At 66.0% G+C, this 23,600-nt stretch carries 20 protein-coding genes; 1 reads left to right on the top strand and 19 read right to left on the bottom strand.

Features of this window, described 5'->3' with window-relative positions; all coding sequences use genetic code 11:
• Positions 1-58: 58 nt before the first annotated feature.
• The 10 genes from ASC93_RS08755 to ASC93_RS08800 form a co-directional block, all read right to left on the bottom strand.
• Positions 59-1,033 (bottom strand): HDOD domain-containing protein, encoded by a 975-nt coding sequence (locus ASC93_RS08755; RefSeq protein WP_056440148.1) that lies wholly within the window; start codon positions 1,031-1,033, stop codon positions 59-61.
• Between the two features lie 115 nt (positions 1,034-1,148).
• Positions 1,149-1,664: a response regulator gene (locus ASC93_RS08760; RefSeq protein WP_056440150.1), complete on the bottom strand. Its 516-nt coding sequence runs from the start codon at positions 1,662-1,664 to the stop codon at positions 1,149-1,151.
• Positions 1,642-2,988 (bottom strand): HD domain-containing phosphohydrolase, encoded by a 1,347-nt coding sequence (locus tag ASC93_RS08765; protein ID WP_056440152.1) that lies wholly within the window; start codon positions 2,986-2,988, stop codon positions 1,642-1,644. The genes ASC93_RS08760 and ASC93_RS08765 overlap by 23 nt, the downstream gene beginning before the upstream one ends.
• Complete coding sequence (locus tag ASC93_RS32585; protein WP_056440154.1) at positions 2,985-3,920, bottom strand: ATP-binding protein; 936 nt, start codon at positions 3,918-3,920, stop codon at positions 2,985-2,987. The genes ASC93_RS08765 and ASC93_RS32585 overlap by 4 nt, the downstream gene beginning before the upstream one ends.
• Before the next feature lie 9 nt (positions 3,921-3,929).
• Positions 3,930-4,769, bottom strand: coding sequence for an HDOD domain-containing protein (locus tag ASC93_RS08775; protein WP_056440156.1), 840 nt, complete (start codon positions 4,767-4,769; stop codon positions 3,930-3,932).
• Positions 4,766-5,083, bottom strand: a complete 318-nt coding sequence (locus tag ASC93_RS08780) for a hypothetical protein (protein ID WP_056440158.1) — start codon at positions 5,081-5,083, stop codon at positions 4,766-4,768. Before ASC93_RS08780 ends, ASC93_RS08775 begins: the two co-directional genes overlap by 4 nt.
• A gap of 39 nt (positions 5,084-5,122) precedes the next feature.
• The gene (locus tag ASC93_RS08785; protein WP_056440160.1) at positions 5,123-7,636 is read right to left on the bottom strand and encodes an EAL domain-containing protein; all 2,514 of its coding nucleotides are present in this window, start codon (positions 7,634-7,636) and stop codon (positions 5,123-5,125) included.
• A 298-nt stretch (positions 7,637-7,934) separates the two neighbouring features.
• Positions 7,935-8,501 (bottom strand): nitroreductase family protein, encoded by a 567-nt coding sequence (locus tag ASC93_RS08790; protein WP_229412652.1) that lies wholly within the window; start codon positions 8,499-8,501, stop codon positions 7,935-7,937.
• A gap of 52 nt (positions 8,502-8,553) precedes the next feature.
• Positions 8,554-9,990 carry a DUF3943 domain-containing protein gene (locus tag ASC93_RS08795; RefSeq protein WP_056440163.1) on the bottom strand — a complete coding sequence of 479 codons (1,437 nt, stop codon included), beginning with the start codon at positions 9,988-9,990 and terminating at the stop codon, positions 8,554-8,556.
• 116 nt (positions 9,991-10,106) lie between these two features.
• On the bottom strand, positions 10,107-12,308 hold the full coding sequence (locus tag ASC93_RS08800) for an OsmC domain/YcaO domain-containing protein (RefSeq protein WP_056440165.1): 2,202 nt from the start codon (positions 12,306-12,308) through the stop codon (positions 10,107-10,109).
• A 339-nt stretch (positions 12,309-12,647) separates the two neighbouring features.
• On the opposite strand from ASC93_RS08800, the gene ASC93_RS08805 reads away from it, so the two are divergent.
• Positions 12,648-13,205 (top strand): porin family protein, encoded by a 558-nt coding sequence (locus ASC93_RS08805; protein WP_056440167.1) that lies wholly within the window; start codon positions 12,648-12,650, stop codon positions 13,203-13,205.
• Positions 13,206-13,247: 42 nt separating this feature from the next.
• Here the strand turns inward: ASC93_RS08805 and ASC93_RS08810 are convergent, their stop codons facing one another.
• From ASC93_RS08810 to ASC93_RS08850, 9 genes are all read right to left on the bottom strand, one after another.
• Positions 13,248-13,541, bottom strand: coding sequence for a hypothetical protein (locus tag ASC93_RS08810; protein ID WP_056440169.1), 294 nt, complete (start codon positions 13,539-13,541; stop codon positions 13,248-13,250).
• A 79-nt stretch (positions 13,542-13,620) separates the two neighbouring features.
• On the bottom strand, positions 13,621-14,370 hold the full coding sequence (locus ASC93_RS08815; protein ID WP_056440171.1) for a polyketide synthase: 750 nt from the start codon (positions 14,368-14,370) through the stop codon (positions 13,621-13,623).
• A gap of 2 nt (positions 14,371-14,372) precedes the next feature.
• Positions 14,373-15,164 carry an enoyl-CoA hydratase/isomerase gene (locus ASC93_RS08820; protein WP_056440173.1) on the bottom strand — a complete coding sequence of 264 codons (792 nt, stop codon included), beginning with the start codon at positions 15,162-15,164 and terminating at the stop codon, positions 14,373-14,375.
• The gene (locus tag ASC93_RS08825) at positions 15,152-16,414 is read right to left on the bottom strand and encodes a hydroxymethylglutaryl-CoA synthase family protein (protein ID WP_056440175.1); all 1,263 of its coding nucleotides are present in this window, start codon (positions 16,412-16,414) and stop codon (positions 15,152-15,154) included. Before ASC93_RS08825 ends, ASC93_RS08820 begins: the two co-directional genes overlap by 13 nt.
• A 45-nt stretch (positions 16,415-16,459) precedes the next feature.
• Positions 16,460-17,446 (bottom strand): hypothetical protein, encoded by a 987-nt coding sequence (locus tag ASC93_RS08830; RefSeq protein ID WP_056440177.1) that lies wholly within the window; start codon positions 17,444-17,446, stop codon positions 16,460-16,462.
• 24 nt (positions 17,447-17,470) lie between these two features.
• Complete coding sequence (locus tag ASC93_RS08835) at positions 17,471-18,727, bottom strand: hypothetical protein (protein ID WP_157201808.1); 1,257 nt, start codon at positions 18,725-18,727, stop codon at positions 17,471-17,473.
• A gap of 31 nt (positions 18,728-18,758) precedes the next feature.
• Complete coding sequence (locus ASC93_RS08840; RefSeq protein ID WP_082547875.1) at positions 18,759-20,105, bottom strand: type I polyketide synthase; 1,347 nt, start codon at positions 20,103-20,105, stop codon at positions 18,759-18,761.
• Positions 20,106-20,121: 16 nt separating this feature from the next.
• A complete protein-coding gene (locus ASC93_RS08845; protein WP_056440183.1) occupies positions 20,122-21,012 on the bottom strand; it encodes an outer membrane lipoprotein-sorting protein in 891 nt (296 codons plus the stop codon).
• Between the two features lie 17 nt (positions 21,013-21,029).
• The gene (locus ASC93_RS08850; RefSeq protein WP_082547877.1) at positions 21,030-23,600 is read right to left on the bottom strand and encodes an RND family transporter; all 2,571 of its coding nucleotides are present in this window, start codon (positions 23,598-23,600) and stop codon (positions 21,030-21,032) included.

Raw genomic sequence — 23,600 nt, forward strand, 5'->3', positions numbered from 1 at the left:
ATTGTTGCGAAAAATTGACATTCCTGGCCGCAATTGCGGTTACCGGCGCAATCCGGACTCAGCCTTCCACGTGGCTCAGCTTGCCCAGGCAGCGGCGCTGGAAACTGTCCAGGCCCTCCGTCACGAGCGCGTCGTCCTCGGCCACGATGCCGGCGTCGAGCAGGAGGCGCAGCTTGGCGATGCGGTCGCCCAGGCTGAGCGCCTGCGCGAGGTAGGGCCCGTCCGGGTCGCCCGCCTGCGCGATCGCATCCGTGACCTCTGGCGGAAATTCCCAGTGGCGCGCGATCCCGGCCGACATCTGCCGCCCGCAGGCCAGCAATTCGATGCCGAAGTCGGTGGACCCGGGGATGGTGCCGTTCTGGCACAGGCGGTCGGCGAGGCGGAATGCGACGATCAGCCCGACGTTCTGCATCAGGCCGGCCAGGTAGGCTTCGAACACGCCGGCGGTGAGGCCGGGCGCGACGAGGCTCGCGGCCAGCGCGCAGCGCTCGGACTGGCCCCATACGTGCGGCGCCACCCGTTTCGAGAATCCCTCGGCCTGCATCTTGATGACGGGCCGGAACGCGACGCGGGCCAGCAGCATGCGCAGGCCGTTCTGGCCGAGCATCATGATGGCGGCCTCGACCGTTTTCACCTGCGTCATCGGACGGTAATACGCGCTGTTGGCTTCGCGGATCACTTCCGCCACGAGCACGACGTCCTGCACGACGAGGCGCGACAGTTCCGAGGCCGACACGTCTTCCTCGGCCAGGCTCTGCAACAGCTTGGGAATCACTTCCGGCACGCGCGGCACCAGTTCGGCCGCATCGGCCGGACGCGCGGCCAGCGCGCGGACCTGGTCGAGGATCGCGGTCTCCACCTCGGCGGGCGCGTCGAACCTGGCGGACCCGGTCAGCCAGCGGTAGTAGGCGGCGTCGATGTCATGACTGATGCGTTCCGCCTGCTGCTCCTGCTCCTGGGCACTGGCGGCCGCAGCCGCAGCCTGGTTGGCGCCGCCATCCGATCCGCCCACTAAACGAGAAAAAAAACCCATGAGATGTCACTCCGCCGCATTTAAACAAAATTCCCTGATGCAACACATATTACCCCTGAAACATTGATATGCCAATGCCCGGAGAAACGGCCTGCTGCCGGCCGACGCCGTCGGGTCAGAACAGGCGGATGTTCCCGTGTTCGTCCCAGTCGACCCGGGTGATGCCCGGCTCATCCCGTTCGAGCTGGCGCAACACGTCGTCGTGCGCGCCGGCCGCCGGCGCCGCGGCCGCCGGCTGCTTCGCGCGCAGCTGCCCGTCGCGGCGCGCGAACGCTTCGGTGACGGTCGCGACCAGTTCTTCCTCCAGCCATGGCTTGGCCAGGTAGCGGAACACTTCGGCGCGGTTCACGGCATTGAGGACGTCGAGGACTTCGGTGGTGGCGCTGACGACGATGCGGATCGCGTCCGGCTGCAGTCCCTTGACCAGCTGGAGCACGTCGGCCCCGTTGAGGCCCGGCATGCGGTAGTCGGAGATGACGACGTCGAAGTCCTGCTCGCCGGCGCGGTGGACGGCCGCTTCCGGCTCGTCGAAGGCTTCGATGACGACGTCCTCCGGAAATGCCACGCGCAGCGTACGGCGCAGGGCATTCAGCACGGAGGGTTCGTCGTCAAGAATGAGAATGCGGCGCATCGGCGGTTCCTGATTTCACGAAGAGTTGCAATTGATTGCCCGAGCGGCGCTCGAATTCGGTGAGCTGTTTCAGCATGCGGTCGGAGAGGACATGGTCGGCCGACAGCAGCAGCGCGCCGTCCGGCGACAGCAGGTCGCGGCTGAGCACCATGCCCGGCTTGAGCTGCGCCACGCCCATGGCGACGTCGGCGATTTCCTCGGCGACGCTGCGTCCCGTCCGGATGTCGTAGAACGCTTCGACGACGGCGGGATCGTACCGCTTGCCGCGGCTTTCCGCCACGAGTTCGGTTGCCGCCGCGGCGTCCGTGCGCCGCTGTACGAGCACGCCCTGCTGCAGCGCTTCGAAATCGTGGGCTACGGCGAGGATGCGGGCGCCGAGCGGAATGTCGAAACCGGCCACGCCTTCCGGAAAGCCGGCGCCGTCGAAGCGCTCGCGGTGGGCGCGGATGATGCGCGCCGGTTCGCGTAATTCCTCGAGCGGCATGAGTAATTGCTCGCCGAGGTGGGGATATTTGCGGTACTGCCCCAGGTGATCCCCTTTCAGCACCGATTCCGGCACGCCGATCAGCGTGTCGGGAAACCCGGTCTTGCCGATTTCATGCAGCAGGCCGGCCACGAACACGTCCTGCGCCTCGCGCGCGGACAAGCCCATGCGCAGGGCGATGCGGCGTCCGAGGTCGGCGATCCGGCGGCCGTGTCCGGGCACGGCGCCGCCGCGCGTCTCGACCAGGCCCGACAGCACCTTGATGAGCGTGAGGAAGTTGGTCTTGAGCCGCTCGTGCGATGCCTGGAGGGATTTCTGGGCCGAACTGAGTTCCGCCGTCCGGTCGCGCACGCGCTGCTCGAGCGTCGCATTCAGGTCGCGCAGCTGGTCGTTCTGCTGCTTGGTCAGTTCTTCCAGCCGCTCTTTTTCGCGCTGCAACGCCTGGCGTTCCAGCGCGTCGCGCACCACGAGCAGGATGGCTTCCTCGTTCCACGGCTTCGTGATGTAGCGGTAGACCTCGCCGCGGTTGATCGCGCCGATGGTGGCTTCGTGGTCGGCGTGGCCCGTCAGCAGCAGGCGCAGGGTGCCGGGCCAGCGCTGGCGCACGCGCTCGAGGAATTCGGTGCCGTTCACTTCCGGCATCTGCATGTCGGAAATTACGATGTCGACGTGTTCCTCTTCCAGCACGGCCCAGCCGGCCGCCGCGCTGCCCGCGCACAGGACCTTGTAATTTTCCCGGCGGAACAGGCGCCGCAGCGACGCCAGGATGTTCGGTTCGTCGTCGACGCACAGGATCGTGCCCGCGGGCTCGTCCGACCTCATGGTAGCGGTCATGTTCATGGCTGCGCCTCCGTCGCGTCGTCGTCCTCGACGTGCCGGATCGGCAGCTCGATGCGGAAGACCGTACCGGCGCCTTCCTCGCTCTGCACGTCGATGCGGCCGCGGTGTTTTTGTATGATGCCGTACGACAGCGAGAGGCCGAGGCCCGTCCCGGTCCCGATGGGCTTGGTCGTGAAGAACGGATCGAAGATGCGCGACCGGATCGCCGGCGGGATGCCGCTGCCGTTGTCGGCGATCTCGATCCACACGTGATCTTCGACGGTGCCGGTGCGGATCGTGATGCGCCCGCGCGGCCCGTCGATGGCCTGGGCGCCGTTGACGACGATGTTCATGATGACCTGGTTGATCTGGGACGGCAGACACTCGACCTCGGGGATGGCCCCGTATTCCTTGACGATGTCGGCCTTGTACTTGACTTCATTATTGACGATGTTGAGCGTCGAGTCGATGCCGTGATGGAGATCGGCCCATTGCCATTCCTGGTGCGCGTCCACGCGCGAGAAATCCTTGAGGTCCTGGACGATCTTGCGCACCCGGTCGATGCCCTCGCGCGATTCCGACATCAGGACCAGGATGTCGTCCTGCAGGAAATCGAGGTCGACCTGCTCGCGCAGGGCGGCGATGTCCTTGAGCACGCCGGGATCGGCGATGAAGCGCTCGGCCTGTTCGTAGCGGACCAGCACGCGCAACAGGTTGTCGACATAGGTTTCCAGCGTACCGAAGTTGGAAAACACGAAGCTGATCGGGTTGTTGATCTCGTGCGCGACGCCGGCCGCGAGCTGGCCGATGGACGCCAGCTTTTCCGACTGCAGCAGTTGCGCCTGCGCCATCGAGAGCTTCTCGTTCAGCTCGGTGAGTTCCTGGTTGCGGCGCAGCAGTTCCGCCTCGACCGATTCGCGGTTCATCGCCACCATATCGACGTTGTCGTTCATGATCTGGTCCTACATTAAAAGCCGGCATGCTTCGTCGAACTGCCCTTCCGTCTCGCGGCAGACGGCCAGCAGGTGCTCCGGCGTCAGGCCGAGGCTGTCCCAGGCCGTGTCGAGCAGGCGCGGCACGGCGACATGCCGTCCCCCGCCCAGCTCGAGCGCGTGGACCATTGCGTTGGCCGCGTGCACGACGCCGGGCAGATCGCCCAGGTCGGCGCCGGCCGGCGCATGATGCTGGCCGATCGCGCGCTGGATCAGGGGCGGGAACTTCCACGCTTCGGCCAGCATCTGGCCGGCGCGCTGGTGGTCCAGGCCGAACACGCGCAGCTCGGCCGCGTAGATGGTCGCGTCGTTGCGCTCGCAGTCGTCGAGCACCTCCGCATACCGGTCAGGGAAACTGATCGCCAGCACCAGCCGGCCGATGTCGTGCAACAGGCCGGCGATGAACGCGGCGTCCTGGTCGAGGCCGGCCTGGCGCGCGAGGTTTTTCGCGCACAGCGCGGTCGCGATCGAATGGCGCCAGAAATCCGCCACGTCGACCCGCGGGCAGCCGCTGCCGCTGAAGCCGTCGATGATGCGGCTGGCCACGGCCAGCGCCCGCGCGCTGTCGAAGCCGAGCACGACGATCGCCTGCTTGACCGTCTTGACCTTCGCGGCCAGGCCGTAGAACGACGAATTCGCCAGGCGCAGCAGCTTCGCGGCCAGGGCCTGGTCGCGCGACATCTTTTCCGCCAGGGTCGTCACGTCGACGTCGTCGCGCTCGAAGGAATGGATCAGGTCGAGGACGATGGACGGCAGCACCGGCAGGTCGCGCAGGCTCGTCACCACCGGGGCGAGGTCGACCGCCGTCATGCCAGCCCCGCCATCCGGTATTGTTCGACCACGGTGCGCAACAGGCCGATCGCCCGGCCGTCGCCCGCGTGGCGGCACAGCCAGGACAGCCGCGCCTGCACGCGCAGGCGCTCGGCGCCCAGCTGTTCCTCCGTCAGCGCTTCGTCGACGATCCGCACCGCCCCGATGCCGCGCCGCGCCAGGGTCCGGATCATCGCCCCGCTCAGCGCCGTCGCCCGGGGAAGCACGATGTTGCCGTCGTCGTCCCGGACGTCATCGGACAGCAGGACGCCCTCGCGGGCCTCGTCGATGGGAACTACACGGAAACGTTTCATGGATTCTGACGCTCTCTGTTCTATGGATCGATCGGAAGTTCACGCCGCCGGCTGCGCGGCGCCGCCATCGCTCTCGGGCGCGGCGAAGGCGATCAGCCAGCCGCGCGACTGGCTGCCGCTGCCCATCGGCCGCAGGTCGGCCGCGAACCGCTTGCCGCCCACATGGTGCTCGAACGACAACACCTCGCCCGCGGGCAACCGGTCCGGCAGGCCGGGGAACAGTTGCCGGACGTCGCAGCCCAGCACCTGTCCCCGTCCGGCGAACAGGGTCAGCGCGGCCCGGTTGGCCAGCACGATCATGCCGAGGTCGTCGCTCGCGAGCACCGGCACGGGCACGTTGTCGAGCGCCTCGTGCACGATGTCCAGGCTGATCTCGCCCCGTTCGATTTCGCTTTGCTGGCGCGCCAGCACCGACTCGAGCTGGCGGTTCACGGCGGCGAGCTTCTGGTTCGCCGTGCGCACCTCCAGCGTCAGCAGGTGGTTCTCGTTGGCCATCGCGCCATAGGCCACGGCTTCCTGGATGTGGCTGCGCAGCTGTTCGTCGTCCCAGGGCTTGGTCAGGAATTTGTAGATCGCCCCGGCGTTCACGGCGTCCGTCACCGTCTGCAGTTCGGTGAAGCCGGACAGGACGATGCGCACGGTGTCCGGATACGACTGGCGCACGGTGCGCAGGAATTCGACCCCGGTCATCTCCGGCATGCGCTGGTCGGACACGATCACGTCGACGGTATGTTCGGACAGCACCTGCAAGCCCTCGCTGCCGCTGTTCGCCGTCAGGATGCGGTAGCCTTCGCCGCGCAACAGGCGGCGCAGCGACGACAGGATGCTCGGTTCGTCGTCCACCAGCAGCAGCGTGGGCTGCGTGCGGTTGAAGCGCAGCAGCCGCGGCGCCAGCCCCGGCCCGGCCTGCAGCAGGGCGGCCATGGCCTCGAACGGGACCGGCTGCGACACGAAGTCGCCCTGCACCTCGTCGCACATGTGGCGCGCCAGGAATTCGCACTGGCCCTCGCGCTCGACGCCGTCGGCCACGACGCGCATGCCCAGGCTGTGGCCCATCGTGACGATCGCATCGACGACTGCCGCTGCGCCGTCGTCGTCGGGCACGCGGCGCAGGAACGAACCGTCGATCTTGAGCACGTCCACCGGCAGGCGCTGCAGGTTGACGAGGCTGGAGGCGCCGGTCCCGAAATCGTCGAGGCACAGGCGGATGCCGAGGTGCCGCAGCGCGTGCAGGCCTTCGACCACGCGGTCGACGTCTTCCACCAGCAGGTTCTCGGTCAGCCCGAGATCCAGGCAGGACGCCGGCAGGCCCGCATCGGCCAGCGCACGCACGATCGCCCCTTCCAGGTCGCGCATGCCGAACTGGCGCGCCGACAGGTTGACGGCGACCCGCAATCCGGTATAGCCCATCGCGTGCCAGCGCGCGCCTTGCGCGGCAGCGGCGCGCAGCACCCAGTCGCCCAGTTCCGCGCTCAAGCCGCATTCTTCCGCGATGCCGTTCAACATGGCGGACGATACGGCCGCGCCCTCCCCGTCCAGGCACACCGACGCCTCGACGGCGCAGATCTCGCCGCTGACGAGGTCGACCCGGGGCTGGTAATGCACGGACAGGCCGCCGCCCGCCAGCGCTTCGCGCAACGCGAAGCCCAGCTGGAGCCGCGTGAGCCCGGCGTCGTCGGGCAAGGTATCGTCCCAGCGCTGCATGCCGGCGCCCGCTTCCTGCGCGCAGGCCAGCGCGCGGTCGGCCGCCAGCAACAGGCTGTCGGCCGTCTGGCCGCTCAGGGGGAATGCCGCGCCGCCCACGCAACAGGTCACGTAGATGGCATGTTCGGCATGCTCGAACGGTTCCGCCACGGCCCGGACCACGTCCTGGATCCTGGCCGCCGCGTTCGGCTGCGGGTCGCCTTCCAGCAGCAACAGGAACTTGTCGCCGCTGTCGCGCGCGACCGTCACGTCCGGCCCGGCGGCGCGTTCGATGCGGCCCGCGATCTCGCGCAGGATGCGCTCGCCACCCTCGTGGCCGACCAGCGCGTTGACGCGCTTGAACAGGTCGAGGTGAAGGGCCGCCACCTGCAACGGCCGTTGCGCGCGTGCGGCGCGCCGCAGCGCGTGTTCGAGCCGGTCGCGAAACAGCGCGTGATTCGGCAGCCCCGTGAGCACGTCATGCGTCAGGCTGAACTGCAGGTCGCGCTGCGACACCGTTTCCATCGTCACGTCGCTGCCCAGGATCAGCAGGCCGCCGCCGCCCTCGACGTGCGGAATCGGCTGGGCCACGAAATCGACGTAACGCAGCTGCGTGCCACCGCCAAAACTGGCCAGGCGCACCGGGCGGGCGGACTGGATCAGCCGTTCGCCCGTCGCCAGGGCCGACTTCAACAGCGGCAACACGCCCTGCTCGGCCACGTCCGGCAGCGCGACGTGGAACGGCAGGCCGACCAGTTCCTCGCGCCCCACCAGGCGCTTGTAGGCGTCGTTCGCATGGGCGAACACGAGATCCGGACCGACGAGGCAGGCGACGAAGCCCGGCGCATGTTCGAGCCATTCCAGTGCCACGTAACCCTCGGGGCAAGGCGGCACGACAACCGCGCCGGACCTGGCCGACCGGTACGCGCTACCGTGGTCCGCGGACGCGGCATGTTGTGATTTGGCTGCATTCATGGCAGTGACCCGAAATACTCGACGGAAGCTTTAGAAAAATCAAGCTCTACATCTTAGACTATAAAACATTGCCGCACGGAATGTTCGTCTTATTTGCGGGAACTGTGTCATAACAAAGACACTTGGCGGCCCGGCGCCCGTCAGGCGATGTCACATTTGTCACGGCCGACGCCGGCGCGGCCGCGCGGCCAAGTCACAGGCTCGAAAAGAACTGTTCCGGCTGCGGACGTTCCCGCGGCGGTTTCGTGACGGCGGCCGTGCCGAGGCCGATGAAGCAGACGGCCTGCTCGTGCGCCTCGAGACGCAGCAGGCGCCGCATGCCCGGCGTGTCGAGCGCCCCGCCGCTCGCGAGGCCGCTGCCAAGGCCCAGCGCCTGCGCGGCCAGCAGCATGTTCTGGACGGCGCAGCCCAGCGACACGAGTTTTTCGGCGGTCGGGATGGGCGTGGCGGGGGCGTCGACGAGGATCGCCACCAAAAGGCACGGCGCGTGCTGCGCCTTCTCGCGGGCGGCGGCCCGCGCGGCAGCGTCGGCGCCGGGATCGCGCCGCGCCAGCGCTTCCTCGAAGGCGGCGCCGAGGTCGGCGCGCCTGCCCTGCGGGATCAGCACGAAGCGCCACGGCCGCAGCAGGCCATGGTCGGGCGCCTGCGCGGCCGCGTGCAGGATGCGCGCCAGGGCGGCGTCATCCGGACCCGGCGCCTCGAGGCGGCGCAACCCGACCTGCCGGCGCGCCGGCAGCAGTTCCCATAGATTGTCTTTCATCGCCGCATTATAGGCGCCCATGCGCGCCGGCACGCCGTTCCGGACGGGATGCTCACCAGTCCACGGCGCCGAAGCCGCGCGTGGGCTGGTATGAATAATAAAGGCCGACCGTATCGCGCCGCTGCTGCCGTTCCGGGACGTTCGTGAACGCAAGCGTCCGGCGCGACGTGATGTACTTGAGCGTGAGCGCATGGCGGCCGGCCAGCCGGTACGTCAGCGAGGCGTCGCCCCGGAACACGCGGTCGGTGCCGGCGGTCTCGGGACTGGTCAGCTTGCCGTCGAAGAACTCGCGCGCGGCCAGGTCGAGCGCGATCCTGTCGCCGCCGGTCAGGCGCAGCGTCGCCATCGCCTGCGGCGCGAAGCCGTAATTGTATTGCCCGCCCGTGCTGGCGCGGACGGTGCCGGTCGACGTATAGCCGACGCCGGCCGACGCGTGCCCCAGCAGCGCGACGCCGTCGGCCAGCCACAGCTGCGCATTGCTGCCCAGGGACAGGCCCGTGCTGGCGACCCGGAACACCTCCGGCGCCAGATAGTCGTAGCTGCCGTACAACCCGACGATGCCGCGCAGGTCGCGGCTGGCCGCATACGGGGCGCCGAACAGCAGGCCGCGCGACGCCAGGCTTTCGACGCCCTGGACGTTCGACAGCCTGAGCCGGAACAGGAAATAATCGAAAGGCCGGCGATAGGTATAGCCGGACTTGCCGGGCAGGCCGTAGTCGAGCGCGAAGTCGGCCGCGACCTCGTTGCGCCGCGGGGCCAGCGACGGCCCCACGATGCGGCGCGAGATGCCGCCCAGGCCCAGCTGCAGCCGCGCGTACACGGCCGGGTCGTTGCTGTTCCAGATGCCGGACCCGTGCCCCGGGCGGACGTAGCGGTTGAATCCCAGCGGCGGCGAGACGACCGCCGCCGCGGCTTCGCGCCATGGCGGCGCCAGGCCGTAACCCTGCTCCAGCACCAGGTTCGCCATGCGGTACAGCGATTCGCCCAGGAAGCTGCCGCCGAAGCTGGTGGTGATCTGGTCGTTGCGCGACGGCGGCGTCGTCTCGCCGGCGAGCTCCCACACCGCGCTGCCGGCAAACGCGGCGCCCAGCGATTCCCAGAACGTGAGCCCGTTGCTGCGCCCGAGGCCGAAATACATGGAACCCTGGTACGGATGGCCCAGCTGGTTGATCTCGAACGGGTCGCGGTCGACCACCCAGCTGCTGCGCAGGTTGCGGCGGACCGATCCCACGCTCACGCCATAGTCGTCCGGACGGACGAACGCATGGTCGACACGGTTCAACGCGGCCTGGAAAGCGACGATCTCCAGCGCGGCCGCGCCATAGCTCTCGTACGGACGGTCGCCGTCGCTCCTGGCCGGCACTTTTGTACCCAGCGGATCGTCGGCGGCGGCCGGCGCGGCCCCGGCGGCGCCGGCCGCCAGCAGCAGCGGCAGCAGCAGCGCCGCGTGCAGGCGCCGGCGCGCGTACCAGTCGTTCGATACCCTCATGTCCTCGCTACATTCATCCAGACAGTCGTCCGGCGGCTGCCGGCTGTTGAATTAAATATAACGAATACGCACGGCGGATGGCGCACGGGACCGCGCGAGCCGCCCCGCTGCCGCCGTCACAGCGGCTGAACGGCCTTCGCCCGCGCCTTGAGCAGTTTCTTGTAGCTGTCGAGCAGGCGCTGGTGCCGGTCGAGCCCCTCCAGGGCCATGCCGGTCGGCGTCAGCCCGTGGAAGCGCACGGTGCCGTCCACCGATCCCAGCACCGCGTCCATGCGCGCGTCGCCATACATCCGGCGGAAATTGACCACGTAGTCGTCCAGTTCCAGGTCGTCCGCGAGCAGCACTTCCAACACCACGTTCAGTGCCTGGTAGAACAGGCGGCGCTCGACGGTGTTGTCGTTGTACTGCAGGAAGGCACCCACCAGCTCGTGCGCCTCCTCCAGTTGCTGCAGGGCGAGGTGGATCAAGAGCTTCAGCTCGAGGACCGTCAACTGGCCCCACTCCGTGTTCTCGTCGAATTCGATGCCGATCAGCGTGGCGATGTCGGAGTACTCGTCCAGCTCGTTGTTCTCCAGGCGGTCGAGCAGCGCGGCCAGGGCGGCATCGTCCAGGCCGTGCAGGTTCAGGATGTCGGCGCGGAACAGCAATGCCTTGTTCGTGTTGTCCCAGACCAGGTCCTCCACCGGGTAGATCTCGGAATAGCCGGGCACCAGGATGCGGCAGGCAACGGCGCCGAGCTGGTCGTACTCCGCCATGTACACTTCCTTGCCCAGCTCTTCGAGAATGCCGAGCAGGGTCGCGGCTTCCTCGGCGTTGGCGTCGTCGCCCTGCGCGGAAAAATCCCACTCGACGAAATCGTGGTCGGCCCTGGCACTGAAGAAGCGCCACGACACGATGCCGCTCGAATCGATGAAGTGCTCGACGAAGTTGTTGGGCTCGGTCACCGCATGGCTTGCGAAGGTGGGCTGCGGCAAATCGTTCAAGCCTTCGAAACTGCGCCCCTGCAGCAATTCCGTCAGGCTGCGTTCCAGCGCCACCTCGAAGCTCGGGTGCGCGCCGAACGAGGCGAAGACGCCGCCGGTGCGCGGATTCATCAACGTCACGCACATTACCGGATACATGCCGCCCAGCGACGCATCCTTGACCAGCACCGGGAACCCCTGCTCTTCCAGGGCCTGGATGCCGGCCACGATGCCCGGGTATTTCGCCAGCACGTCCTGCGGGACGTCGGGCAAGGCGAGTTCGCCTTCCAGGATTTCACGCTTGACCGCCCGCTCGAAGATCTCGGACAGGCATTGCACCTGCGCTTCGGCCAGCGTATTGCCGGCACTCATGCCATTGCTGGCGTACAGGTTTTCGATGAGGTTGGACGGGAAATACACGGTTTCACCGTCGGAATGCCGCACGAACGGCAGCGAACAGATGCCGCGCGCCACGTTGCCGGAGTTGGTGTCATAGAGATGCGCCCCTTGCAGTTCGCCGTCGGGGTCGTAGATCGCCAGGCAGTAGTCGTCGAGGATGCCGGCCGGCAGCGCGCCGTCGGGGCCGGGCTGGAACCAGCGCTCGTTCGGGTAATGGACGAACGGGCCGTTGGCGATCTCCTCGCCCCAGTACGCGCCGGCATAGAAGTGGTTGCAGCTCAGGCGCTCGATGTATTCGCCCAGCGCGGACGCCAGCGCGCTTTCCTTGGTCGCGCCCTTGCCGTTCGTAAAACACATCGGCGAGTGCGCATCGCGGATGTGCAGCGACCACACGTTGGGAACGATATTGCGCCAGGACGCGATCTCGATCTTGATGCCGAGCCCCGCCAGCAGGGCCGACATGTTCGCGATCGTCTGCTCCAGCGGCAGGTCCTTGCCCGGGATATACGTGCGCGCGCCGTCGGCAGGCTGCAACGTCAGCAGCGCCTGCGCATCGGCATCCAGGTTCTCGACCTCCTCGATCACGAACTCGGGCCCGGCCTGCACGACCTTTTTCACGGTGCAGCGGTCGATCGAGCGCAGGATGCCCTGGCGGTCCTTGTCGGAGATATCCGGCGGCAGCTCGACCTGGATCTTGAAAATCTGCTGATACCGGTTTTCCGGGTCGACGATATTGTTCTGGGAGAGCCGGATATTTTCGGTCGGGATGTTCCGGGTCGAACAGTACAACTTCACGAAGTACGCCGCGCACAGGGCCGACGAGGCCAGAAAATAATCGAACGGACCGGGCGCCGAGCCATCGCCTTTATAGCGGATGGGCTGGTCGGCGATCACCGTGAAGTCGTCGAACCTGGCTTCGAGACGCAGCTTGTCGAGAAAGTTGACCTTGATTTCCATGGGGGACCTCTAATACCGATTCAAAAATAGAAAGCCCTGCGGGAACAGGGCTTTGCGGGCCGCGGCGGACGGAAGACCGCAGCGCGCCCGACAGGCGCGTCCGGTCGCGTCGAACGACGGCGTTGCGACGCGGCGGGCCGCGCACGAGACGCACGCAGGCGAGCCGGCCATTATAAGGCAACGACCGGCGGCGTGGCGGACTTCGCCGTGCCGGCACGACCGATCGCATACCGCTGTTCTCCCGCCGGGCTCGCCACCGTGACTACATTCTTGTGTAGTTTCCCCGCTGATCTTCGGCAGCTATATTCCGCCTGTTCACCAACAGCGAAGGAATGTCTCATGCTAACGAAGTTTATCAGCGCAATCGCCACCGGCACCGCCGTCCTGGCGCTTGCCCCAGCCGCCCAGGCCGCCGACAACCTCTACGTCGGCGCGGATTTCTCGCGGATGACGGACAAGGGCGACCAGGCGTCGGCGATCCATCCGCTGGCGCTGGCCATCAAGGGCGGCATCGAGCTGACGCCGAATTTTGCGATCGAAGGCCGCTACGGGGCCGGCGTCAAGAGCGACGACACGATGTTTTCCGGCATGAACCTCGACCTCAAGCTCGACTATGTGTACGGCCTGTACGCAAAAGGCAGGCTGCCGCTGGCGGCGGCGGCGCCGTACGTGCTGCTCGGCTATTCGAAAGGCAAGGAAACGGCGAGCATCAAGGCGCTCGGCGTGAGCATGTCGGCGGCCGACCATGGCGTTTCCTACGGCGTCGGCGTGGACGTGCCGATCACGAAATCGGTCTCCGCCAATGCCGAGTGGGCGCGCGTGCTCAAGGGCACGGACAGCGCCGGCGTCGGCTACAAGATCGAGGCGCTCACCGTCGGCGTCGCGCTGCATTTCTAGGAAAGCGGTACGCCGGACGCCGCCGCGGCGCCCGGCACCCGGTCAGCACAGCACCGCTTTCACCTCCAGTCCGAGCCAGCGGTAATACTCCCCCCAGAACTGCGCGCATTCGCGCGCATCCTCGGCCGAGCGTGCCGTCTCGATCTCGAAAATATCGATCGCGCCGCTGTCGAGCGCCTGCGTGACCCAGCGCGCGACATCGTCCCGGCCGCTGCCGGCCAGGTCGGAATAGATCTGCTGCGGTTCCCGCCCCGGCGATTTTTCGGTCCAGCCGATGTAGTGCAGGTCATCGGCACCCGAGCCCAGGCCAAAAACGTAATAGCTTCCAGTGTCCATGTGATCACCTCGTGAATGAACAGTACGTCGCAAAAAACTCCCGCCCCGCGTCCCTGCCTGGCCTCCTTTGTCCCGACCGCTAATTGCCGAACAATGCCTCGATGCGCGCCTTGACTTCGGGCTGGTGAAAGGTCGCTTCGTGCATCGCCAGTTCCTGGTCGATCACCGGCGGCAGCCCCCGGCGCAGCGGGGCCACCAGGTGGTCCTTCAGCGTGACCAGGGACACCCGCGGCTTTTCCGCGATCGTCCGCGCCAGCTCGAGCGCATACGCCATGACCTCGGCACGCGGCAGGACCGGGAACGGCATGCCGCGCCTTTGCAGCTCTTCGCCGCGATACGTCCGGGCGGTGATCATCATTTCCTCCGCCAGGCCGATCCCCAGCTTTTGCGGCAGCACGAAGGTCGAGCCCATGCCCGGCGTGAAGCCGTACTTCATGAAGTTGGCCGTGTAGACGCTCTCGCGGCTCAGGACCGGAAAATCGGCAAAGAGCCCGAGCACGAACCCGCCGCCCACGCCGTGCCCCTGCATCGCCGCGATCACGGGAATCGGGCAGTTCAGCGCCAGGCTGTAGAAGTCGCGGTCGGAAAAGCGTCCCTTGCCCTCCGAGAGGAACAGCAAGCCCTCCTTGGTGCCGCCGCTGGCGAAATAACTGTCGTAGCCGGTCAGGATCACGACCCGGTGACGGGCATCCGCGCCGACCTCCGCAAAGGCGCCGATCAGGCCCTCCGCCAGTTCGCGCGAAAAGGTATTCTTGTTGGCCCGGTCCTGCATCGTGACCTGCACGATGCCGGGTTCGATCGCCGTCGTCACGACTGCCTGCTCGTGCATGGTCACCCTCCTTCCCAGGGAAACTGCCCGGTCTTCACGTAGCGGGCGATCTTCTGCAGGTTGTCCCGGTCGCCGAACACCTCGACGTTCGCCGCCAGTGCCCTGGCCTTGAATGCGGCCAGAGAATCGTCCAGCGCGTTCATGTAGCGCTTGTAGCGCAGGATGGCCGGCTTGGACAGGCGGCGCAGGCGCAGCAGCTTCTTGCGCAGCAGGTTCTGGCTGTCGGGCGCGCACTCGTCGACCAGCCCCCACTCGTGCGCGCAGCGCGCGGAAACCGGCTCGGTCATCAGGGTCATGTAATTGGCCTTCGCAAAACCCATCCTGCGCGCCAGGAACGGCATGACGCAGGCCGGCATCAGCCCGAACAGCAGTTCCGACAGGCCGAAGCTCGCGCCCTCGTCGCACAGCACGATGTCGCAGGCGGCGACGAAGCCGATGCCGCCGGCATTGGCCTGGCCGCGCACATGCGCGACCGTGACGTACGGCCCCGTCGCCAGGCGCAGCCACAGGTCGTACATCGGGCCCGGATCGAAGATCTGCCCGGACTGGCCGCCCTCCACGCGCCGCTGGATCGCCTTGAAATCCGCACCGAAGCAGAACACCTCGGGCGAGCCCTCGATCACCACGATCTTCACGCTCGCTTCGCACAGGTCGAGGACCTCGGTGAACTCGCGCACCAGCAGGTCGTCGATCGTGTTGTTGGCGCCGGGGCGGTGGATCCGGATGAAGCAGATATCGTCTTCGAACCGGACCACGAGCGTCTCGCGCGGCGCCGCGCCGGTCATGAGATCCATTCGTAGATCCTGCGGTATTCCTTGATCTCTTTCAGGAACAGCACCGGCCTGCCGTGCGCCTTCCTGGCCTGCGGGACGAAATCGGTGTCCAGCACGACGTTGCGCGTGCCGAAGCGCACCGCCTTGCTGCCGCGCAGGAGGTTCTCGTATTCGTCCATCGTCAGTTCGTAGCGATTGTCGAGGTGCTGCCTGATCCGCGACTGGCGGATCCGTTCCTGGCCTTCCTTGTTCACCACGCCGCTGAAGAACTCCGAGCAGCACCCGGAACCGTACGAAAACACGCCGACGCGTTGCGGCGTCCCGAAATCGCCGTTGTCGATGGTGCTGGCGAGCGCCATCATGGCCGTCGCGCCCATGATGTTGCCGACCCGCTGGCAGTAGGTGATGCCGGGACCGAAACGGCGCTTGAAGTCGGCCTCGATATCGCCCGGCGAAAAGCCGCGCGCATATTTGCGCATCATGTTGCGGTGCGCGCCCTTGACCATGCCGCCGAACGGCGTGTGGTAGGCGAGGTAGCCGAAGGTATTGGCATAGTCGGCGCCGCGCACGCGCTTCTGGTATTCGAGGAAGGCGTTTTCGGCGCAGTCCAGGTACGAGAGCAGCGACAGGTCCGAATCGCCCGCTTCCGAGTCGGTCGACGGGCGGCAGGTATCCATCACCTCGTAGCCGTACGAACCGTTCGCACCCGCATCGACCTGGAAGACGTACGGCGTTTCGCTCACCAGCATGGCGACCGCGCCGGCGCCGCCGCTCGGTTCGGCGAACGCCCATTCCATCTTGAACGCGTTGCCGCCCTCTTCCAGGATGAAGCGCGAGATATCGGTCGCGATCACCAGCGCCTTGGCGCCGGGCGACACCTGGGCCAGGACGAAATTGATCGCGTTCTGCAGGCCCGCGACGCCGGAGAAGCAGGCGTTCTTCACTTCGAACAGCCGGCAGTTGCGGTTCAGTCCCAGCAGGTCGTGGCAGTAGGTGCTCATCGATTTGCCGAAATCGAACGCCGATTCGGTGCACGTGATCACCATCTCGATTCGGTTTTTCTCTTCCGGCGTGAGACTGTCGATGATCGGCTTCGCGGCGTTGACCGCGAACGTGATCGGGTCCTCGTACGGCAGCGCGACGCTCTTCTGCCGCATCATCAGATTGTCGAACCTGGTGCGGTCCAGGTCCCGGTACGCGGCAAGCTTTTCGACGTCCAGAAACGCCGTGCCGGCAAATACGTTCATTGCTTCGATTCCTGCTTTGACCATGACGGGTGCCTCGATGGATTGTTAAGGTTTGGGTTGGCAAAAAAATCAGGAGACGACTTCGAGCCGTGCGTGCGCGGGTTGCGGCAGGCACGCGTCGCTCCATGTGTTCAATAGCGACCAGGTGCAGTGCAGGTCCCTGCCGAGCGCTTCGTGCAGCTGGATCGCCAGGGCCATCCGGCCATTCATCGTCACGCAGCCGGCGCCGACCGGATAGACGCGGCTGATCGCGGGACAAAAGAGCCAGCTGCCGGCCCCGTCGACGTGCCAGCTTCCCAGGTTGGAAAACATCCCGGTCACGCCGTGTTTCTGGCGCTCGCGCTTGCGGATGTCCTTGCGCATGCCTTCCTTGCCCAGCAAGCGGCCCAGGTGGAGCATGAGCCACATGCCCCAGTGACAGCCGCGCCGCTTCAGGCGGTCGACGCGTTGCTGGACCGCCTGCGGCGCGGCATCGCCTTCGAGGTCGACGGCCAGGAACGACATGTGCGGCGCCTGCACCGAAGGGCGCGTCACCGCGCCGCGCAGATTCACCGGCACCATCCAGCGCCGCGCCGCGCCGGGCGCCACCAGCTCGGCCGCCACGGCCCGGTCCAGGTGGCACAGCAGGTAGCTGTTGACCGTCACCCCGGCCGCCCGCGCCGCGGCGGCGATCCGCGCGGTCTCCCCGGGCGTGAACAGCCGCCACGCCAGGCGCTGCCCGACCGGCAGAAACGCCACCGGGCGGGTCCAGTGGAATGCGCTCTTCCATCGTTGCCGCCGCACCGGCAGCGCATCCAGGACCGACGACAATCCGCGCAGGCCGCGCCACGGCGTGAAGCGCTCGCCGCGCCATTCGGGCAGGCGGCCGGGCGCCGCGCCGCCGTCGGCCAGCAGATGCGCAAGCCCGCTGACGCCGTCGTAGCGGTCATGCGGCAGTTCGAACCAGCGCGGCTTGCCGTCGGCCGCAGGCGCACGCTCTTCCCCGAAGACGATCGAAATGTTCTCGCCGCAGTCGCGCAGCGCGGCGAACATCTCCGCGATCCAGTCGATTTTCATCTCCCCTCCCATGCGGGTCGCCGGTCAGCCCTGTGCCCGGGCATCGAGTCCATCCGCCGGTTCCCGCGGCGGCGCATCCGGGGTATCGTGGTATTTGTGCACGAGGTCCATGAACCACCTGAACCGCGGGCCGTCCCATTCGTAGCCGTTCAGCTGCTCGTCGAGCCGGATCGAATACTTGAGTTCATCGGGCAGCACGCTGGTGCGCTTTTTCAGTTCGGCGGAAATCGGCTGGTCCAGGTTGATGGCGAACCCGTACGGCTCCAGCCGCCCGTAGTGGTGGAGCGAATGCTGGATCACGGACAGGAATTCGCGGCTCAGCTTCGGATACACCCCCGGAATGTACTGGTGCAGTTCCATGTCCACCTTCACGTCCGCCGTGTAGAAAAAGGCGGCCACCAGCGGGTTGTAGAACGGGATCGGAAACGCGAGCGCGCTGCGAAAAAAACCCTCGAGGTAGCCGTTCCCCGCCACGCCGATCAACGCGCACGGCAGCGCGTCGTGGTGGGTGCCGTGGAGATAGACGAAATCGAATTCCGAGTTGTGGCCGAGCCAGTGGTCGCGATAGAACCAGTCGTTCAGGTTCTTCACGCTGCGCTTCTGGACCACGAAGGCGAGGACGCAGGTCAGCGGCATGAACACGAGTGAGAAGTTGGCGTACCGGATGACCAGGTACCACGGTATCAGGTACACGATATGCGTCAGCATCCCGGTGCAGTAGGCGTGGACGATCTCCGGCACCACCCGCGATTCGCGCTCGACGTTCGATTTCCAGACCGACTCCATCAGCACGTTGCGCACGTGGTCCTTCTTCATCAGGTGCGCGGCGAGGATCACGCTGCGGTAGCCGGCGATGAAGATGAAGTGCGCCCAGAACAGTCCCACCGCGACCTGGTGGGTCCACGCCACGTGGTGCGGCAGGTCCGGGGTCACCGCGATCAGGTAGTTCTCGAGCGCCAGCAGGGCCAGCGCGATGAAGTACTGCGGCTTGATGTTCCGGACCTTGTGCACGAGCGAATACACGATCTCCTGCGGACGCCTGAGCGCCAGCGGCACCTTCCATTTCACGCCGTGGCGGAGCGGGAACGTGACCAGCATGAACCCGCAGAGCGGCAGGCCGATCACGGTCATGAGGTGGCGCGGCCCGTACGCGAACCAGATCAGCGCCGCGCACACGACGATCATGAGCGCGTAGTCGAGCAGGTCCTTGTCCTGATAATTGATCCGCTGCTTTCTTGCGCCATACAATTGATGGAATTTTTCTGCGTTGACTGTTTTCATACCTGCCCCTCGGGATCCGGTCATGCCGGGTTTATTGAACCGCCTCGTACGACTGCAGCACGACGTGCGCGTTGGTGCCGCCGAAACCGAACGAGCTGACGCCGGCGACCAGCGCCCGCGCCGCGCCGCCCGCGGGCCCGGACGCCTGCCAGTCCTGCAGTGCCTTCACCAGGTAGAACGGCGAGCCGCCCAGCTCGATGTTCGGATTGAGCTGGCTGAAATTGACCAGCGGCGGCAACTGGCGGTGCTGGAACGCCAGCAGGACCTTGATGATTCCCGCGATGCCGGACGCCGTCTCCAGGTGGCCGATATTGGTCTTGAGCGCGCCGATCGCGCACGTCCCCTCGCTGGCCTTGACGTTGAAGTGCCGTTCGAGATACCGCCACGCGCGTTTCAGGCCGGTGATCTCGAGCGGGTCGCCCTTCGGCGTGGCGGTGCCGTGCGCCTCGATATAGCTGACGCGGTCGGGCGAAATGCCGGCCCGCTTGTACGCCTCCTGGATGACCTGCGACTGCGCGAACGCGTTCGGCGACGTCAGCGTCTGCGCGCGGCCGCCGTGGTTGATGGCCGAACCCTTGATCACGCCGTAGATATGGTCGCCGTCCTCGACCGCCTTCTTCAGCGGCTTGATCAGGATGACACCGCCGCCCTCGCCGCGCACGTAGCCGTCGGCGCCCGCATCGAACGTGCGGCATTGCCCGGTCGGCGACAGCATTCCGGTCTTGGAAAACGAAATGAAGGTCGACGGCGTGAGGATGATGTTGATGCCGGCCACCAGCGCCATGCCCGTTTCGCCGCTGCTGATCGACTGCGCCGCGTAATGCAGGGCGTACAGCGCGCTCGAACAGGCGGTGTCGTACGGGATGCTGGGTCCGCGCAGGTCGAGGAAATACGAGACGCGGTTGGCGACGAGCGACAGGTAGTTGCCGGTCGACCGGTGCGCTTCCACCGACGGCACCCTGGCCTCCAGCAGCTCGCGGTAATCCAGTCCCGCCACGCCCACGAAGACGCCGGTATCGCTGCCGGCCAGGCTGCCCGGCAGGTAGCCGGCATCCTCCAGGCACCCCCAGCACAGTTCCAGCATCAGCCGCTGCTGCGGGTCCATGAGCTGCGCTTCGGTGGGCGAGACGTGGAAGAAATCATTGTCGAATTTGTCCACGTCCTCGATGAAGCCGCCCCATTTGCTGTTGGTCTTGTTCGGTTCGCGCGGGTCGCCGAAATAGCGGCGCCAGTCGAACCGCCCGGGCGGGACTTCGCGGATGCTGTTCACGCCGCCCGCGAGGTTGTCCCAGAACTGCGCCGCGTCGGCGGCGCCGGGAAAGCGGCAATCGATCCCGATCACCGCGATGTCGTCATCCATGTTCCTGGTAGTCGTCATGATCGTCCTTTGCGGCTTACTTGTAATGGCTGCGCAGGGTCGCCAGGATTTTTTCCTTGAAGGTGAAATCGGTCAGGCTGCGTTCCGTCATCAGCTCGTCCGGCACCTCCTTGTTGTACGCCGCGGACAGGTTCTGGATCACCGTGATCCGGTTCGTGGACAGATTGTTCATCGTCTGCTCGCGCGCGATCCAGACGTTGTCGATCAGGGCGAACGCCTTGTTCAGGCGCTGGCGATACAGCTTACCGGCACGGTTGTAGATGTCTTCGCGCAGGATCAGCTTGCGTTCCTTGTCGACCCACAGCCGCGATTTGCCGTACTGGGTCTTGTGCGCCCGCTTTTCGGTCGGCGTCGATTCGACGATCCACACCGGCCGCCCGTCCTGCACGTCTTCGCCGACCATCGTGTAGGTGTAGTCGTCGACCTTCTTCAACTGGGTGTCGTCGACGAAGAACTCGGTCCCGAAGAAGCTGCCGCCGTCTTCGTTGCCGTCGCCGCCCGACACCACGCGCCGCACCTTTTCCAGCGCCGGCAGGTAGAGCAGCACGTCGTTCTCGCGGTCCGAATCGGCGTATTCGTAGGTGAGCATGCCGATGCCCTTGTCGGTGACCGGCTGGAGCACCAGGGAAATCGCGCGCGAATCCTTTTTGTCGCTCCCCCATTTTTTCTCGCCGACTTCCAGCACGGTCACGCGCGGCTGTTCCTTGCAGTTCGTGCCGCCGTTGCCGATCACGTAGCGGCAGGTCGACAGCTTCACCTTGATGACCGCGGTGGTGAAGGCCTTGCGGTACACGTCGTCCGACGATTTCATGATGTCGGTGGCCGTCATCGCATACAGCATGCCCGGCATGGCCAGCAGGGCCCCCATCGCGGCGGTGCGCGCACGCGCGCCAAAAGCAGACTTCATGGCTGATCCTTTCGATGTCACGGTTGAGGTGCGGCGGCCAGCGGTGCGGCCACCTCGTCCTGTTTCGCCTGGAACCGCAGCTTGAACACGAGGATCAAGGCCGGGGTCAGGAACAATTCGCATACGAGGCCGGAGAAAATGGCGAGGAAACCGAGCTTGCCGAGGCTGGCCAGGCCCGGCGTGGTGGCGACGGACATGATGCCGAAACCGAAGCCGAGGATCATCGACGCGAACACCGTCGACTGTCCGCACTCCTTCACCGTGTCGACCAGCGCGCGCCGGATATCGCCGTCGTGCAGGACTTCGGTGCGGTACACGGAGACGAAATGGATGGTGTCGTCGACCGCGATGCCGACCGCGATCGGCGCCAGCATCATCGTGTAGAAATCGAGCGGGATGTTCAGCCAGCCCAGCACGCCCAGCACGAGGAACGACGGCACCACGTTGGGAATCAGCGAGACCGCGCCGGCCTTGAACGAATTGAAGATCACCAGCAGCATGCCGGAGATGACCAGGAGACTGAGGCCGAAGCTCTGCAGCTCGTTCGTGACGAGATAATCGGCGGCCTTCATGCCCATCGCGAACAGGCCGGTGATCGACACCCTGGCGTTCGGGTAGTCTTTCCTGATCAGGTCGAGCGAGGCATGGATATCCTGCTTCATGCGTTCGAACACCTTCGTGTACTCGGACGATCCGTAGCCGCGCAGCGTCACGGTGATGTTGGCCTTGCGGTAGCTCTCGCTGACCAGCTTTTCGCGTTCCTCCGGATTGGCCACGTTGAACGTGAACAGCGTCTGCGACAGGACCTCGCGTTTCGACGGGATGGCATACATGTCCGGACGCCCGTCGTTCTGCTTCTGGTAGGCGTCCTTGACCACGTTGACGATCGAACCCGTGCTGACGACGTACTTGCCGTAGTCCTTTTCGAACTTGTGCTGCAGGTCGTCGATCACGCGCAATACCGCCGGGTCCTGGAAGCCGTTGTCCTCGCCGAGGTCGACGTACAGCGACATCTGCGACGAACCGGCCATCTTCTGGTCCAGCAGCTTGATGGCCTGGTAGAAGTTCGACTGCTTCGAATACTGGTCGTACACGCTGTAGTCGACCTTGACGTGCAGCGCTCCCCAGACGGAGGCGACGAACAGCAGCAGGAACGGCGTAATGAAGGCCCACGGCTTCTGTTCCACCATCGGCACGATCTTGTCCAGCGCGCGCTGCAGCGCAGGCACGAAATTCGGCGTGAGCCTTGCGATCAGCGCCGCCAGGCCGGTGTTGCGCCTGGCCGGATCGGGCGCCGGCGACCAGATATCCAGCAGCACCGGCAGCAGATGCATCGTGAGGAAGAACACGACGCCCACGCCGATCGCCGACATCAGCGAAAAATTAATCACCGGGACCAGGCTGCCCGACAACAGGGACAGCATGCCGGCGATCGTCGTGATCGTCGTCAGGAAGCACGCCAGGCCCGCTTTTTCATAGGCCTCGCGGATCGCGGCCGCCGTGTCATGGCCCTCGGCGCGGAAGTACAGGTAGCTCGACGTCATGTGGGTGACGTCGGCCATGCCGATCGTCAGGATCAGCAGGATGGTCAGGATCACGAACGGCGAAATCGACATGCCGGTCCAGCCGGCGATGCCGAACGTCCAGATGGTGGACAGGACGATGATCACCGCCGGCCACAGGGCGCCCGCGAACGAGCGGAAAATCATGAACAGGGTGGTCAGCATGATGAGCAGGCCGACCATGTAGAGCAGGCCCATTTCCTTGCCCATCTTGACCTGGTTGTCGGAGTCGATGGTATTGCCGACCTTGTAGTACTCGAGGTGCGCCGCATATTCCGGCCGGGCCAGGATCTCGTTCAGCGCGGCGTTCAGGGCCACGTAATCGGCCATGTCGGTCGGCTTGAAGCGCAGCGGTTCTTCCGCCCCGCCCGCCTTCGCCTGCGGATCGCCCACCGTCATGTTGACGGTCTGGCCGGCCGCGCTGGCCTCCCCGGCATTGATCGGGATGGCGCCGAAATCGGTCTTGATGTAGATGGCGCCGTACTTCTCGTCCTTCGAGAAATACTTCAGGACGAAATCCCGTTCCGACCAGGCGGTCCTGCGGATCGCGGCCAGTGCCGGTTCGGCTGTCGGAACCGTGTCGCCGACCAGCCAGTGCGACACCATCGCGTCCTGCTTGACCGTGAGGACCGGGGCGTTGACGAGCGTATCGACCTTGAGGACATGGTCGAGGGCCGAGCTCTCCCCGGCCTTGACCTTCGCGTGATAATTGAGCAGCTCGTCGCGGATGCCCTTCACCGCTTTCAGGGACGCGGCGGAAAAGACATTGCCGTCCTTCGGGCGATACACGATCACCACGCCGTCGTCGCTGCCGAACTGGTCGTGGAACTGGTTGTACGCCACGAACGCGGCGTCATCCTGCTTGAGCCATCGTTCGATCGTGAAGTCGAACTGCAGCTTCGACATCCCGACGATGAAAAAGGCGGTTGCGGCGGCAAGCATCAACAACACGAGCGCCTTGCGTTTCCGGACCCAATCGGGGACACCGGTAAGGTAGTGCGACGTCCAGCTCAGTACTCTTTTCAT

Origin of the sequence: Massilia sp. Root335, assembly GCF_001425685.1 — a bacterium.
Taxonomy (GTDB): Bacteria; Pseudomonadota; Gammaproteobacteria; order Burkholderiales; family Burkholderiaceae_D; genus Telluria; species Telluria luteola.